This is a genomic window from Vibrio profundi (assembly GCF_005281835.1).
Taxonomy (GTDB): domain Bacteria; phylum Pseudomonadota; class Gammaproteobacteria; order Enterobacterales; family Vibrionaceae; genus Vibrio; species Vibrio profundi.
In genome coordinates, this window is the sequence record NZ_RZIS01000001.1 from 340,690 (window position 1) to 355,453 (window position 14,764).

The 14,764-nt window shown below is 44.6% G+C and carries 14 protein-coding genes; 10 read left to right on the forward strand and 4 right to left on the reverse strand.

Annotation, left to right across the window (positions count from 1 at the left end; genetic code table 11):
* Positions 1-50: 50 nt before the first annotated feature.
* The 8 genes from lpxB (at position 51) to ELZ11_RS01590 (ending at position 9,577) form a co-directional block, all read left to right on the forward strand.
* Positions 51-1,229, forward strand: coding sequence for a lipid-A-disaccharide synthase (gene lpxB / locus ELZ11_RS01555; RefSeq protein ID WP_137355614.1), 1,179 nt, complete (start codon positions 51-53; stop codon positions 1,227-1,229).
* Position 1,230: 1 nt separating this feature from the next.
* Positions 1,231-1,851, forward strand: coding sequence for a ribonuclease HII (rnhB, locus tag ELZ11_RS01560; protein WP_137355615.1), 621 nt, complete (start codon positions 1,231-1,233; stop codon positions 1,849-1,851).
* Positions 1,852-1,941: 90 nt separating this feature from the next.
* Positions 1,942-5,421 carry a DNA polymerase III subunit alpha gene (dnaE, locus tag ELZ11_RS01565; RefSeq protein WP_137355616.1) on the forward strand — a complete coding sequence of 1,160 codons (3,480 nt, stop codon included), beginning with the start codon at positions 1,942-1,944 and terminating at the stop codon, positions 5,419-5,421.
* Positions 5,422-5,466: 45 nt separating this feature from the next.
* A complete protein-coding gene (gene accA / locus ELZ11_RS01570; RefSeq protein ID WP_137355617.1) occupies positions 5,467-6,426 on the forward strand; it encodes an acetyl-CoA carboxylase carboxyl transferase subunit alpha in 960 nt (319 codons plus the stop codon).
* Between the two features lie 103 nt (positions 6,427-6,529).
* Positions 6,530-7,846: a tRNA lysidine(34) synthetase TilS gene (gene tilS, locus ELZ11_RS01575; protein ID WP_137355618.1), complete on the forward strand. Its 1,317-nt coding sequence runs from the start codon at positions 6,530-6,532 to the stop codon at positions 7,844-7,846.
* 55 nt (positions 7,847-7,901) lie between these two features.
* Positions 7,902-8,216: a c-type cytochrome gene (locus tag ELZ11_RS01580; protein ID WP_137355619.1), complete on the forward strand. Its 315-nt coding sequence runs from the start codon at positions 7,902-7,904 to the stop codon at positions 8,214-8,216.
* A gap of 113 nt (positions 8,217-8,329) precedes the next feature.
* Positions 8,330-8,668 (forward strand): nitrogen regulatory protein P-II, encoded by a 339-nt coding sequence (gene glnB / locus ELZ11_RS01585; protein ID WP_004738609.1) that lies wholly within the window; start codon positions 8,330-8,332, stop codon positions 8,666-8,668.
* A 57-nt stretch (positions 8,669-8,725) separates the two neighbouring features.
* A complete protein-coding gene (locus ELZ11_RS01590) occupies positions 8,726-9,577 on the forward strand; it encodes an endonuclease/exonuclease/phosphatase family protein (RefSeq protein WP_137355620.1) in 852 nt (283 codons plus the stop codon).
* Here the strand turns inward: ELZ11_RS01590 and ELZ11_RS01595 are convergent.
* The 3 genes from ELZ11_RS01595 to gloB form a co-directional block, all read right to left on the reverse strand.
* Positions 9,563-10,249 carry a YIP1 family protein gene (locus ELZ11_RS01595; RefSeq protein WP_137355621.1) on the reverse strand — a complete coding sequence of 229 codons (687 nt, stop codon included), beginning with the start codon at positions 10,247-10,249 and terminating at the stop codon, positions 9,563-9,565. The two genes, ELZ11_RS01590 and ELZ11_RS01595, sit on opposite strands and share 15 nt — an antisense overlap.
* Positions 10,246-11,823, reverse strand: coding sequence for a LysM peptidoglycan-binding domain-containing protein (locus tag ELZ11_RS01600; RefSeq protein ID WP_137355622.1), 1,578 nt, complete (start codon positions 11,821-11,823; stop codon positions 10,246-10,248). Before ELZ11_RS01600 ends, ELZ11_RS01595 begins: the two co-directional genes overlap by 4 nt.
* A gap of 70 nt (positions 11,824-11,893) precedes the next feature.
* The gene (gene gloB / locus ELZ11_RS01605; protein ID WP_137355623.1) at positions 11,894-12,652 is read right to left on the reverse strand and encodes a hydroxyacylglutathione hydrolase; all 759 of its coding nucleotides are present in this window, start codon (positions 12,650-12,652) and stop codon (positions 11,894-11,896) included.
* 39 nt (positions 12,653-12,691) lie between these two features.
* On the opposite strand from gloB, the gene ELZ11_RS01610 reads away from it, so the two are divergent.
* Positions 12,692-13,477 (forward strand): class I SAM-dependent methyltransferase, encoded by a 786-nt coding sequence (locus tag ELZ11_RS01610; RefSeq protein WP_137356241.1) that lies wholly within the window; start codon positions 12,692-12,694, stop codon positions 13,475-13,477.
* A gap of 31 nt (positions 13,478-13,508) precedes the next feature.
* On the opposite strand, the gene rnhA is transcribed toward ELZ11_RS01610, so the two are convergent.
* Entirely contained in the window at positions 13,509-13,973 is a 465-nt protein-coding gene (rnhA, locus tag ELZ11_RS01615; RefSeq protein WP_137355624.1) for a ribonuclease HI, read from the reverse strand.
* A 56-nt stretch (positions 13,974-14,029) separates the two neighbouring features.
* On the opposite strand from rnhA, the gene dnaQ reads away from it, so the two are divergent.
* Positions 14,030-14,761 carry a DNA polymerase III subunit epsilon gene (dnaQ, locus tag ELZ11_RS01620; RefSeq protein WP_137355625.1) on the forward strand — a complete coding sequence of 244 codons (732 nt, stop codon included), beginning with the start codon at positions 14,030-14,032 and terminating at the stop codon, positions 14,759-14,761.
* The last annotated feature ends 3 nt before the right edge of the window (positions 14,762-14,764 follow it).

Here is a 14,764-nt window from a genome sequence, read left to right on the forward strand (position 1 = left end):
AATGGAGCGATCTTTTTTGTTTTAAGTAGGTATGAAAATTAGGTAGTCATATGTCAATAGAACAAGTCCCGCAAGAACCGAAATTCCATTCTGAACAACCTTTACGAATCGGTATCGTCGCCGGTGAATTATCCGGAGATACACTAGGAGAAGGCTTCATTCGCTCGATAAAAGCGCAGTATCCTAATGCGGAATTTGTGGGAATTGGCGGGCCAAAGATGATTGCTCAAGGCTGTGAATCTCTTTTTGATATGGAAGAGTTAGCGGTAATGGGCTTAGTGGAAGTGTTGGGCCGACTACCAAGGTTACTCAATGTAAAAAAAGAGCTTGTACGTTACTTTACCCAAAATCCACCTGATGTGTTTATTGGTATAGATGCACCTGACTTTAATCTACGTTTAGAGAAAACGTTGAAAGATGCGGGCATCAAAACGGTTCACTACGTAAGCCCTTCCGTATGGGCATGGCGACCAAAACGTATTTTTAAAATTGATGCCGCTACCGACCTTGTGTTGGCTTTCTTACCTTTTGAAAAAGCCTTTTATGACAAATATAACGTCGCATGCGAATTCATAGGGCATACACTTGCTGACTCCATTCCTATGCAAAGCGATCAAACAGCTGCCCGTGAATTATTGGGGTTAGAGAAAGAGCGAAAATGGTTAGCTGTTTTGCCGGGTAGTCGTGGAGGCGAAGTCGCTCTGATTGCCAAGCCGTTTATTGAAACTTGTCAGCGAATCCATGCCAAGCATCCAGATATGGGCTTTGTGGTAGCTGCAGTTAATAAGAAGCGCAGAGAACAATTTGAAGCGATTTGGAAAGAAACAGCTCCCGAACTCGAATTCATTATTATCGAAGATACAGCAAGAAATGTCATGAGCGCCTCTGATGCAGTGTTGTTAGCATCGGGTACGGTGGCACTTGAATGTATGTTAGTGAAGCGCCCGATGGTAGTTGGTTATCAAGTGAATAAGCTGACTGGCTGGATTGCGAAAAAATTGTCGATTACCGAGTTTGTATCGTTACCGAACGTTTTAGCCGGGAAAGAGCTAGTTAAAGAATTCATTCAAGAAGAATGTCACCCTGATTTCTTATACCCTGCATTGGAAAATGTATTAGCGTCAGATAACGCAGAACTCATTGAAAAATTTACTGAAATGCATCAGTGGATCAAAAAAGATGCTGATCAGCAGGCAGCAAACGCCGTGTTAAAGTTAATTGGAAAATAGTATGGCTGTAAAAGAAAAGAAAGAATTACCACCATTTGATTACCCTGTTGGCTATCAATTGGTTGCCGGGGTAGATGAAGTGGGGCGTGGGCCTCTTGTTGGAGATGTAGTGACTGCGGCAGTTATTCTAGATCCCAATAACCCGATTGAAGGCCTGAACGATTCTAAAAAGCTATCAGAAAAGAAGCGGTTAGCTTTACTTCCTGAAATTAAAGAAAAAGCTTTGGCTTGGTCAGTCGGACGCTGTAGCCCAGAAGAAATAGATGAATTAAATATTTTGCAGGCAACTATGGTTGCGATGCAACGAGCGATCGCAGGGTTATCAACTCAACCTGATTTGGCACTGATCGATGGTAATCGAGTTCCTAATTTACCAATGGATGGGCTAGCTGTAGTCAAGGGCGATCTACGAGTCGCAGAGATCAGTGCTGCATCGATCATAGCCAAAGTTGTTCGTGACCAAGAGATGGAAGAGCTCGACAAGCTTCACCCAGAATATGGTTTTGCCAAACACAAAGGCTATCCAACCAAAGCACACTTTGAAGCTATCGAAAAACACGGTGTTATTGAGCAATACCGTAAAAGTTTCAAGCCAGTTAAGCGGGTATTGGGCCTAGAATAGCTTTTACCTTATGTACTATTTGTCTTTCAACGTTAAAATATCCGTCAAGCAGTAAACCTAGGTCACTTACCTAGAATTCAGGAACAATGAATGTCAGAACCAAAATTTATTCACTTACGTGTCCATAGTGATTTCTCTATGGTGGACGGCTTATCAAAGGTGCCGCCACTGGTTAAGAAAGTCGCTGAAATGGGAATGCCCGCTGTGGCGTTGACCGATTTCACTAACTTGTGTGGACTCGTTAAATTTTATGGCACTGCACATAACTGTGGTGTTAAGCCGATTATTGGCGCTGACTTCTTAATGCAATCTCCAGAGTTTGGAGAAGAGCTTACTAAACTCACCGTTCTTGCCACTGATAACAAAGGCTATAACAACCTTACGCTTTTAATTTCAGAAGCGTATCTTCGCGGCCACGTTCAACACCAGCCTGTAATTGATAAAGAGTGGCTCGCTAAATACAACGAAGGCTTAATCGTTTTATCTGGCGCGAAAAGTGGCGAAATCGGTAAAGCGTTGCTGAAAGGCAATCAGCCTTTGGTTGAAGAGTGTGTCTCGTTTTACCAAACTCACTTTCCAGATCGTTTTTACTTAGAGTTAATTCGTACCGGCCGACCTGATGAAGAATCTTACCTACACTTTGCATTAGAGCTTGCAGAGCAAGCCGATTTACCTGTGGTTGCTACCAACGAAGTGGTGTTTCTTTCTGAAGACTTTTTCGATGCTCACGAAATTCGCGTAGCCATTCACGATGGTTTCACCTTAGAAGACCCGCGCAGGCCTAAAAACTATAGTGCTCAGCAGTATTTGCGAACTGAAGAAGAAATGTGTGAGTTGTTCGCTGATATTCCTGAAGCATTAGAAAACAGTGTCGAAATTGCTAAGCGTTGTAACGTAACGGTTCGTCTCGGCGAATACTTCCTACCGAATTTCCCAACAGAAGGTCTCGCGATTGAAGACTTTCTGATTAAGAAATCTGAAGAAGGTTTAGAGCGTCGTTTAGCGTTCTTATTTCCTGATGAAGCAGTGCGTGCTGAAAGAAGGCCTGAATACGACGAGCGATTGAAAATCGAGTTGGAAGTAATCAATAACATGGGTTTCCCCGGTTACTTCTTGATTGTAATGGAGTTTATCCAGTGGTCGAAAGATAACGATGTTCCTGTAGGTCCAGGTCGTGGTTCCGGTGCCGGTTCTTTGGTTGCTTACGCGTTGGATATCACCGATCTTGATCCACTTGAATACGATCTACTCTTTGAACGTTTTTTGAACCCTGAACGTGTATCCATGCCCGATTTCGATATCGATTTCTGCATGGATAAGCGTGACCAAGTAATTGACCACGTAGCCGAGATGTATGGCCGTGATGCGGTATCTCAGATCATCACTTTTGGTACCATGGCGGCAAAAGCCGTTATTCGCGATGTAGGCCGTGTACTTGGCCACCCGTTTGGTTTCGTTGATCGTATTTCCAAGCTCGTGCCGCCTGATCCTGGTATGACGCTTGAAAAAGCATTTAAGGCCGAACCTGCATTACCAGAACTTTATGATGGTGATGAAGAAGTACGTGAACTGATCGATAAATGTCGCATTCTCGAAGGTTGTACTCGAAATGCCGGTAAACACGCAGGTGGTGTTGTAATTTCACCGACCACCATCACTGATTTCGCGCCAATTTATGCGGATGCGGAAGGTAACTTCCCAGTAACGCAATTTGATAAGAATGATGTTGAAACAGCTGGCCTCGTTAAATTCGATTTCTTGGGTCTACGTACACTAACCATCATTGATTGGGCGTTAGGTTTAGTAAACCCACGCTTGAAGAAAGAAGGCAAAGAGCCTGTTCGTATTGAGTCCATCCCTCTGGATGATCAGGCGTCGTTTAACCTTTTACAAAACTCTGAAACCACAGCGGTATTCCAGTTAGAATCGCGTGGTATGAAAGACTTGATCAAACGTCTTCAGCCCGACTGTTTCGAAGATATTATCGCATTGGTAGCTCTGTTCCGTCCGGGCCCGCTGCAATCAGGCATGGTAGATAACTTTATCGACCGTAAACACGGCCGTGAAGCGATCTCTTACCCAGATGAAACTTGGCAACACGAGTCACTTAAAGAAACGTTAGACCCGACTTACGGCATCATTCTTTATCAAGAACAGGTAATGCAAATTGCCCAAATCTTAGCGGGTTATACGCTAGGCGGCGCGGACATGCTCCGTCGAGCGATGGGTAAGAAAAAGCCAGAAGAAATGGCTAAGCAACGTGGTACCTTTAAAGAGGGGGCGATTGCTAATGGCGTAGATGGCGAACTGTCGATGAAAATCTTCGACTTGGTAGAAAAGTTCGCTGGCTATGGTTTTAACAAATCTCACTCTGCGGCTTACGCGCTGGTTTCTTACCAGACCTTATGGCTAAAAACGCACTATCCGGCGGAATTTATGGCAGCGGTAATGACCGCCGATATGGATAACACCGAGAAAGTTATCGGCCTGGTTGATGAGTGTCTGCGTATGAAGCTAAAGCTTCTGCCGCCAGATATTAACTCTGGCTTGTACCGCTTCAATGTTGATGAAGAAGGCGCAATCGTTTATGGCATTGGCGCGATTAAAGGGGTAGGTGAAGGCCCTATCGAAGCCATTATTGAAGCGCGTGAAAAAGGTGGTTACTTTAAAGACCTGTTTGATTTCTGTGCTCGCATTGATCTTAAGAAGGTCAATAAACGAGTGATTGAGAAATTAATCTACTCAGGTGCTTTGGATAGGTTAGGCCCGCACCGTGCGGCAATGATGGCGTCCCTTAACGATGCAGTAAAAGCAGCGAGCCAACATCACCATGCGGAATCCTTCGGTCAGTCTGATATGTTTGGCGTTTTGACGGATGCACCAGAAGAAGTCGAGCAGAAATATACACAAGTACCTAAGTGGCCTGAGAAAGTATGGCTGGAAGGGGAAAGAGAAACTTTAGGCTTATATTTAACCGGTCACCCAGTTAATGCGTATATTAAGGAACTTGCCAAGTATACGAGTTGTCGATTAAATGAGGCGACACCAACTCGTCGCGATCAGTCACTTACTGTTGCTGGTTTAGTGATAGCAGCACGGGTGATGACGACCAAGCGCGGCACTCGTATTGGCTTGATGACTTTGGATGATCGTTCTGGTCGAATGGAAGTCATGTTGTTCTCAGATGCACTCGAACGGTATGCAGAACTGCTCGAAAAAGATAAAATTGTGGTCGTTTCTGGACAGGTCAGCTTTGATGACTTCAACGGTGGCCTTAAAATGTCCGCGCGCGAGGTCATGGATCTCGGAAGCGCCCGCGAAAAATATGCACGTGGATTATCAGTTTCGATTGATGAATCACAAATTGATGGCCAATTTTTTGAACGATTTAGTCAAATCTTAGAGCCGCATAGAGCCGGAACAGTACCAGTCAATGTATACTACCAGCGTGCCGACGCGAGAGCGCGGTTAACTTTGGGCACCGAATGGCGTGTAACGCCAAGTGATACATTACTAGACGAATTAAAACAGCTGCTTGGTAATGGCCAAGTAGAACTCGAATTTAACTAAATTTAGCTCCACTTACTTGAGAGCTGAATCAACAAGGATTCATAGATGAGCCTGAACTTTCTAGAATTTGAAAAGCCTATCGCTGAACTTGAAGCAAAAATTGAAGCGTTACGTGACGTTTCTCGTCATGGTGGTGACACTGCGGTAGATCTAGACAAAGAAATTGAACAACTAGAGAAAAAAAGCTTAGAGCTTAAACAAAAAATCTTTAGTGATTTAGGTGCATGGCAGGTAGCTCAACTTGCTCGTCACCCACAGCGTCCATACACAAAAGATTACCTAGCAAACGTATTCACTGAATTTGAAGAGCTAGCCGGTGATCGTGCATACGCTGACGATAAAGCAATCGTTGGTGGTATGGCTCGTTTAAATGGCCGTCCAGTGATGGTTATTGGCCACCAAAAAGGCCGCGAAACTAAAGAAAAAGTGATCCGCAACTTTGGCATGCCAAAGCCTGAAGGTTACCGTAAAGCGCTACGTCTAATGGAGACTGCTGAGCGTTTCAACATGCCTATTATTACTTTCATCGATACTGCGGGTGCCTACCCTGGTGTTGGTGCAGAGGAACGTGGTCAATCTGAAGCGATCGCGAAAAACCTAAAAGTGATGGCTGGCCTAAAAGTACCAGTAATCTGTAACGTTGTTGGTGAAGGTGGTTCAGGCGGTGCACTAGCGATTGGTGTTGGCGACTACGTGAACATGCTTCAGTACTCAACGTACTCAGTAATTTCTCCAGAAGGTTGTGCTTCAATCTTATGGCGTGATTCAGATAAAGCACCTCAAGCGGCTGAAGCTATGGGTCTTGTGGCTCCTCGTCTAAAAGAGCTAGAGCTTATTGATGAGATCATTCCTGAGCCTCTAGGTGGTGCACACCGTGATCCAGTTCAGATGGCTGCGAACATGAAAGAAACACTGGTTAAGCAGCTTGAAGAGCTTGAGCAATTTGATAATGACACGCTTCTTGAGCGTCGTTACCAGCGCCTAATGAGCTACGGTTACTGCTAATCAGTTGATTTTGCTTTCACGCAAATTGATTTGATTGAAAGGGTTGGACGTTGGTCCAGCCCTTTTTTATTATTGGTCTATTCAAATTTACCTTGGAACTCGCATGTCATCTCTTTTTGAGACCTTTACTCAGTCTATTCAACAGTTACCTGAACAGCCTTGCAGGCTCGTTTTGGCGTATAGCGGAGGTGTGGACTCGCGAGTTCTACTCGAACTTATGGCTGAATATCGAAAGCAGCTCCCAGATTTAGAATGCCTTGCCGTTCATGTGCATCATGGTTTAAGTGAAAACGCAGATCAGTGGGTAGAGCATTGCCAACAAACTTGTGAGCAGCTAAATATTCTTGTTCATATTGAAAGAGTGTCTCTGGATTTGACCTGTGGTGAGAGCATAGAAAAACTGGCTCGTGATGCCCGTTATCATGCGCTAAACAAGCACCTTAACCCTGGGGATGTACTGTTAACGGGTCAACATAGTGATGATCAAGTGGAAACCTTTTTGTTAGCACTTAAGCGAGGTAGTGGGCCGAAAGGTTTGTCTTCAATGGCTGCAGTGAAGCAGTTTGGTCATGCTTTGATTTTAAGGCCATTGCTGGATGCTAGCCGTGAGCAGGTGGTGCAATACGCCCAATCAAAATCGCTAGCATGGGTAGAAGATGAAAGTAATACCGATCAACGATTTGAGCGCAACTTTATTCGTCATGAAGTGACTCCGGTACTTTCCGAGCGTTGGCCTAGTTTTCGCCAGTCGGTGCAGCGAAGCGCACAATTATGCGCCGAGCAAGAAACATTACTTGATGAACTGCTTACACTACCCTTAGAGCAAGCCATTCAGAAAGATCAAAGCTTATCGATTGCTGAGCTTAGTCAGCACTCTCCACTCTTGAGAGCGCGCTTGATTCGTATGTGGTTAGAGGTATTAGGTTCCCCCATGCCAAGCCAGAAGCAGTTACAGCTGATCTGGCAGGAAGTCGCGAATGCGCAAAATGATGCGAACCCAGAGCTAAAATTAGCTGGTGGAACCATTCGTCGCTTTGCTAATCGATTGTATTTGGTAGGTACGCAAGCTGATGTATCGGGCTGGTCATGTAAAGTAACTTTAAATCAAGAGCTTGATCTGCCTGATAGTCTAGGCAAGCTGCTTTTTACAAGTGATGACGGGAACGGTCGTATCTCATTACCAACTGATTCCAATGAGCTCTGGGGAAGCTTTAATCCTGAGGGGCTTAGTGCTCATCCAGTTGGCCGAGGCCATAGCCGTAAATTGAAAAAACTCTTTCAAGAATATCAGGTTCCGAGCTGGTTAAGACGACGCACACCGATTCTGATGTACCAAAATCAAGTTGTCGCTGTGGCAGATTTGTTTGTTGATAAATCATTCGAAGGCCAAGATTGTGACCTTATCTGGAGCAAGGGCTAATAATTTATGTCACAATCCTATTTATCTTTACATAAAAATAAATATGGAAATAGCAATGAAAAAAGTCGCTTTAGGATTAGTTCTTGGTTTGGGTTTATTAAGTGGTAATGCATTGGCTGCAGGTGATGTTGCAGCTGGTCAAGCAAAAGCGGCAGTTTGTGCTGCTTGTCACGGTGCTGACGGCATTGCGATGATCCCTGGTTACCCGCACTTAAAAGGCCAAAATGAGCAATACATCATTTCATCTCTGAATGCATATAAGAATAAAGAGCGAAATGGCGGTCTAGCTGCAGTTATGCAAGCTCAAGCTGCAATGCTAAACGATGCTGACATTGCTAACTTAGCGGCTTACTACTCAAGCCTTAAGTAATTTAAGCGATTAGAATTTTTAAAAGCCAGAGCCTATTTGCTCTGGCTTTTTTGATTGAATGTTTAGAATAGCTAACCGATAATGGTGCAATTCGTTGAGTTTAAGGGATGAACATGAAAAAAATAGAAGCCATTATCAAGCCATTTAAGCTTGATGACGTGCGTGAAGCACTAGCAGAAGTGGGTATTACTGGTATGACGGTATCTGAAGTTAAAGGCTTTGGTCGTCAAAAAGGGCACACTGAATTGTACCGTGGTGCAGAATACATGGTTGATTTTCTGCCTAAGGTAAAGCTAGAGATTGTGGTTACTGACGAAGTAGCCGATCAATGTGTCGATACTATTATCGAAACGGCTCAAACCGGTAAGATTGGTGACGGAAAAATATTCATCACTGATGTTGAGCGCGTCGTCCGAATTCGTACGGGCGAAGAAGACGAAGACGCCGTTTAAATTGAATTCAAAAAAGGAGCGATTATCGCTCCTTTTTCATTTAGTGCATTTGTAATTATGTTCAAAAAGCTTTTTCTATTTATCGTGATTTTGTCGATTGGCGCTGTAGCCAGTCATCACCTTATCTTTACGATTCCCAATCAAACTGAGCTAGTGACGGCTTCGAGCCTATCGGAGCAAAAGCAATATACGTGCTATCAGAATACCTTGGCTGAGCCTTTAGACACGAGTGCAGGCTTAGGTGTACTAGTCTGGAACATATACAAACAAAACCGACCTAATTGGGCGCAGTCACTTGAGCGTTTTTCCAAGCACAGCCAAATTGTGCTGCTGCAAGAGGCTAGTATGACTAAAGAGCTCAAAGGATGGATTAAACAAGCGGAGTGGGGAAGTAATCAAGTCAACGCATTTGAAGCGTTTAATACCAGCGCTGGCGTCTTGAGCTTAGCCAAAACATTGCCAACGCAAGCCTGCGGCTTTACGTATACCGAACCTTGGTTACAGTTACCTAAATCAGCACTATGGACGCTCTATTCTTTGGACAATGGTGAAACATTGGCGGTTGTTAATATCCATGCTGTGAACTTCACTCTAGGCACGGAAGACTACCAATCTCAATTGAGTGTATTAACGCAGAAACTGTCGAGCCATCAGGGACCAATGATTTTCGCAGGGGACTTTAATAGTTGGAGCGAAGCTAGGATGGACGTACTGAAAGCGGAATTGACCAATGTTGGGCTAAAAGAGGTAGCGTTTAATCCAGATAATCGCACTCAATTTGTATCTGGCTTACCACTAGATCATGTCTTTTATCGTGATTTAGCGTTAGATACAGCAGAGGCGTCAATCACTGACGCCTCTGATCATAATCCATTATTGGTACGATTTAGATTATTAGAAAATCAGTAAGTAAATCGCCCAAATCAGATAATAGCCAAGCCAAGGTAGTGCAGAAATGACCAACGCTTGGCCTCTTTCGAATTCAGTCCAGGTCAAAACGGCCGCGTAGCCAAGAACAATGTACCAAGGCAGTAGCAGTGGTAAAGAGCTCGCAAATTGTGACCAGTCGCTAGTCAGAGGCAATTTGATCAAACCATTTAAACTGTTTAAATCTGCCGCGTAACTCATCACTTGTCCGTGTTTGAGTAATAGGCTAGCGTAGCTCGCAATATCACCGAGTACAGCAGGGAACATTACAACAGAAGATGCAGCAAACCATTTCCAGTAACCATGTTGGTGTTGGCTAGGTTTAGCGGCTAAATTGAACCAAAAAGCCAACATTAAGATTGCCAAGGTGCGCCCAAAGACATCACTGATGATCTCACTGGCCATTAGAGTATTGCTGTCTAAAAGCTCGAGTTGCTGAGGGTTAGATACCGCGAGCTGCTGCGATAACTCTGCACTTAGCCAATTGAAATCGACATTGGAAAAGTAAGCGCCCCAGAACAAGAATGGACTTAGCATTAGAATGACATATGGCTGCCAACCCCATGCTCCGCGCTGGTAGAGCGCGAGAAAGCAAGCCGTTGGAGAGCGGAATATATCCAATACCATTACGAGTGGGTTTTTCGACGGGGTCATACGCTCACCTTAGTTACGTCTACATACAGTTTTAGCTTTTGACCTGGCTGTAAGTATTTTTTCTTCTGCAGAGTATTCCACTTAACAATATCTGAGCTTTTTACTTTGAACTTACTTGCAATACCGCTGATGGTATCGCCAGAACGTACGCTGTAGAAAACGGTACGAATAATGGCTCCATCACTGCTGTTTTTCCAAATCACGAGCTCTTGACCAACACGTAATGTATCTCGTGGGCCCATGCCATTCCATTTTGCTAGGGACTGATGAGAGACTTTGTTAGCGCGTGCAATGTCCCATAAGCTGTCGCCACTTTTCACTGTATGTGTCAGTTTGTATTGACCGCGAGACTTAGACTGAGTATTGGCTAAGCGGTTATTGGCGCTTAGCGTATATACCGTGTCGTCTTTCGTTGAGGTAGGGATCATCAAGTGCTGGCCAATACGGATATTGTTATTGCTCAGGCCGTTGGCAGAGCGAATGACTTTACTGGTCGTATTGTATTTGTTCGCAAGCACGCTCAAGCTATCGCCTGACTGCACTTTATAGCGAACTAGCTTCATGCCTTTACCGCGGTTTTGCTCTACTTGTTGGTTAAAGCGCTCTACGGACTCGATAGGCAGTAACAATTGGTGAGGGCCATCAGGAGCCGTTGCCCATTGATTGTAAGCCGGGTTGTAGCTTTGAAGTTCTTTTACGCTGATGTTGGCGTAGTTAGCTGCGATGGCAAGATCGAGTTGTTCTTTAGGGTTAACAAGCTCTAAAACTGGCTCATTGGCAATCGCAGGGATGGTCAGCCCATACTTCTCTTGGTTAGCAACAATATCGGCTAACGCAAGCAGTTTTGGCACATAGCTACTGGTCTCTTTCGGCAGATCTAACGAGAAAAAGTCGATAGGTTTACCAAGTTTCTTGTTTTTACGAATTGCGCTGGAGACTCGACCGCCACCACTGTTGTAAGCCGCAATGGCGTGATTCCAGTTACCTTCAAAGCGTTTGTTTAGGTAAGTGAGGTAATCCAGTGCTGCATCGGTAGAAGCGGCCACATCACGGCGTCCGTCGTACCAAAAATCTTGTTTTAGTCCGAACCATTCAGCGGTACCCGGCACAAATTGCCATAGGCCCGCGGCACTACCATGAGAATACGCAAAAGCGTCAAATGAGCTTTCAACCACTGGAAGCAGGGCTAGCTCCATTGGCATGTCGCGTTCTTCAATTTTTTCAGTAATGAGGAAAAGGAAAGGCTCGGCTCGTTTAGACACAGTTCTCAAGTGAGCGGGGTGTTTGAGATACCAGGTACGGTAGTAATCGACTTTTTTATGATCAGGAACCGTCATCTCGAGTTGCATTGCAATGCGTTGCCAAACGTCTTGCTGATTTTGTGGGGTTACGACAGGCGCTTTAACCTTCACCGGTTCTTCTGTTTGAGTCGTTGTGGAAACAACTTCCGAAGCCACCTTATTGTCAGGTGTAGGTTGGTTGGTTGACTCTGACGCTTGGTCTTGATTGTCGGACTGAGTTAATTGGCACCCGGAAAGCAGTAGTGCCAATGCCCAGCTGTACTTAACTCGCATGATACAGCCTTTTAAATAAACGGCTGCTGATAATACTTGTCACCCTATACGAGTGACAAGCAGCAAATCGTTAAAATTCGTTCTTCCACTCACGTAAAGCGGTAAAAATTGACAAAGGATCGGTTTGTTGAGTTCGGTTTGAAACTGACTTAACAACACTTGGTTGCGTATAGCGTAGGAAAGGGTTGATCCACTTTTCTTGGCGTAACGTAGTCGGAATTGTCGGTTTATTTTGCGCACGAAGTCGATTTACTTCATCTCGGTATTGGTGCAATAAATCGTTATCCGGCTCAACGGCTAAAGCAAAAGCAACATTGCTCGCGGTGTATTCATGGGCACAGTAAACTTCTGTTTCTTGAGGTAGGGCTACAATCTTATTTAAAGAATCGAACATCTGCTTCGGAGTTCCTTCAAAAATTCGGCCACAACCCGCTGAGAATAAGACGTCGCCACAGAAGAGTTTGGCATCACCGACATAACCGATATGCCCTTTAGTATGGCCTCCAAGACCTAACACTAAAAAGATCTCGTCAAAGAGTTCAATTTGGTCACCGTCATCTACAGGGTGTGTGAGCGTTGGAATGGGCTCATTTTTTGGTCCGACGACATCGACACTTGGGTATTGCCTAACCAGTTCTGAAACGCCACCAATGTGATCGTGGTGGTGGTGGGTAATTAAGATTGCATCTAAAGTTAGCTCATGTTGCTGCAAATATTTTAATACTGGAGCGGCATCCCCTGGATCGACAACAGCACAACGGCGATCGCTATTTTGTATCAGCCAGATGTAATTGTCGTTAAATGCGGGTATGCTTTTGATATATAACATTATTGGTTCTCCAGTCACCATAAGTGAGACAGATTGTTGATAAAGCCTGCGCGTAGCCGTAAAAAAATCGAACATCCTTACACTTGGTCCCAATTACATAACGGGGATTGGGTATGTGAGTCGATTCAAACTCGTCTTGATGAATGGTGCCCGAAGCTGTTCGGTTACCATATGCTCAAACTTGGCGGGTTAAGCTGTGAGCTAACGAGCTGTACTTGTAACATTCAACATCAAGTAAATTTAGATATCCAGAACCCATTACACAATGTCGCGGCGGATGGTTACAATTTACCCTTTCTTGAAAAAAGCTTTGATGCAGTAGTACTTAGCCATCAATTAGATTATAGCAATGACCCCCATCGCTTATTAAGAGAAGTCGACAGAGTAATGATGGACGACGGCTATCTGATTATCACAGGTTTCAACCCATTTAGCTTTACTGGATTGGCGAGTTTGATGCCTTGGCGCAAGAATAATTTGCCTTGGAGCGGGCGTATGTATAGCCCTAATCGGATTAAAGATTGGTTGGGTGTATTAAATTATCAGGTAGTACATTGCGACACGTATGCATTGTTTCCGATGAAGAAATATCAAACCATGTGGACTTGGCTGGAAAATAGCTTAGGTGATTGGGCATCAGGGGCGGGCAGTCAGTATTTTGTGGTTGCTCGAAAACGTACTTATCCTTTAAAGCCAATCAAGCCTCATTGGCACTTGAAGCGTCGTTGGTCTCCGGTAAGCGCAAGCTTTAATACTAATGTTAGGCGTGAGATTCGTGATTCTTTGAAGCCTAAAAAAGCCGCTTCATCGACTCTGGATAAGTAGCGGCTTTTTAAACATTGCTAGAAAGGATACGTCAGCTTGGTTGGTAACCCGTGTCTTCTTCTGTTGGGTTTTCTGCCGCGTTGCGGGCTAACTCGTCACACATTTCATTCTCTCTGTGCCCAGCATGGCCTTTTACCCAGCGCCAATCTACATCGTGTCTCGCTGTTTCTTTGTCGAGCTCTTGCCATAGGTCTGCATTCTTTACTGGTTTCTTATCAGCTGTTTTCCAGCCGCGTTTCTTCCAGTTATGGATCCACTGAGTGATGCCTTGACGAACGTATTGGCTATCGGTAGTCAGGATTACCGAGCATGGCTCTTTAAGCGTTTTGAGTGCGACCACAGCCGCCAGCATTTCCATACGGTTATTGGTTGTTAAGGTGAAACCTTTAGCGAGTGTTTTTTCTACGTCTTTGTAACGCAACACAATACCGTAGCCACCTGGACCTGGGTTGCCTAAACAGGAACCGTCAGTGAAAATTTCAACTTGTTTCGTCATGATTTGATACTATTACCTCAAGCGCATTATCTGCATAGTCTGACACAGTTATCCTTATGAATACCAGTAACAACTCTGAACACAAACGTATTGTCGTACTCGATACCGAAACAACCGGTATGAACACTGAAAGTGGCCCTCACTATTTAGGCCACCGAATTATTGAAATCGGTGCGGTTGAAATCATCAACCGTAAGCTCACTGGTAGACACTTTCACGTTTATCTTAAACCGGATCGTGCGATTCAAGAAGAAGCGGTGGAAGTACACGGTATTACCGATGAGTTTTTGATTGATAAGCCTCTTTATCAAGACGTTCACGCAGAGTTCTTAGACTTTATTAAAGGCGCTGAGCTGGTGGCGCATAATGCTCCGTTCGATACGGGTTTTATGGACTACGAGTTTGAAAAACTTGACCCTTCTATTGGCAAAACTGACGATTTTTGTCAGGTGACCGATACCTTGGCGATGGCCAAGAAGATCTTCCCTGGTAAACGGAATAACCTTGATATTTTATGTGAACGTTACGGTATTGATAACTCACACCGTACTCTCCACGGGGCTTTGCTCGATGCGGAGATCTTAGCCGACGTTTACTTATTGATGACGGGTGGTCAAACGTCTTTACAGTTCAGTAGCGGCCAGCAAGGCGGGATAGAAGAAATTCGCCGTGTCGAAAGTGGTCGAAAATCGCTAAAGGTTTTAAGGGCTACGGCCGATGAAGTAAGTGCACACCAAGAACGGTTAGATATCGTCGAGAAGAGCGGAAGCTGCCTCTGGCGTCAGTAGGAG

Excerpts from the sequence above, each read along its gene's own strand:
- lpxB (WP_137355614.1), top strand. The coding sequence starts at position 51 with ATGTCAATAGAACAAGTCCCGCAAGAACCGAAATTCCATTCTGAACAA.
- rnhB (WP_137355615.1), top strand. The coding sequence starts at position 1,231 with ATGGCTGTAAAAGAAAAGAAAGAATTACCACCATTTGATTACCCTGTT.
- dnaE (WP_137355616.1), top strand. The coding sequence starts at position 1,942 with ATGTCAGAACCAAAATTTATTCACTTACGTGTCCATAGTGATTTCTCT.
- accA (WP_137355617.1), top strand. The coding sequence starts at position 5,467 with ATGAGCCTGAACTTTCTAGAATTTGAAAAGCCTATCGCTGAACTTGAA.
- tilS (WP_137355618.1), top strand. The coding sequence starts at position 6,530 with ATGTCATCTCTTTTTGAGACCTTTACTCAGTCTATTCAACAGTTACCT.
- ELZ11_RS01580 (WP_137355619.1), top strand. The coding sequence starts at position 7,902 with ATGAAAAAAGTCGCTTTAGGATTAGTTCTTGGTTTGGGTTTATTAAGT.
- glnB (WP_004738609.1), top strand. The coding sequence starts at position 8,330 with ATGAAAAAAATAGAAGCCATTATCAAGCCATTTAAGCTTGATGACGTG.
- ELZ11_RS01590 (WP_137355620.1), top strand. The coding sequence starts at position 8,726 with ATGTTCAAAAAGCTTTTTCTATTTATCGTGATTTTGTCGATTGGCGCT.
- ELZ11_RS01595 (WP_137355621.1), bottom strand. The coding sequence starts at position 10,249 with ATGACCCCGTCGAAAAACCCACTCGTAATGGTATTGGATATATTCCGC.
- ELZ11_RS01600 (WP_137355622.1), bottom strand. The coding sequence starts at position 11,823 with ATGCGAGTTAAGTACAGCTGGGCATTGGCACTACTGCTTTCCGGGTGC.
- gloB (WP_137355623.1), bottom strand. The coding sequence starts at position 12,652 with ATGTTATATATCAAAAGCATACCCGCATTTAACGACAATTACATCTGG.
- rnhA (WP_137355624.1), bottom strand. The coding sequence starts at position 13,973 with ATGACGAAACAAGTTGAAATTTTCACTGACGGTTCCTGTTTAGGCAAC.
- dnaQ (WP_137355625.1), top strand. The coding sequence starts at position 14,030 with ATGAATACCAGTAACAACTCTGAACACAAACGTATTGTCGTACTCGAT.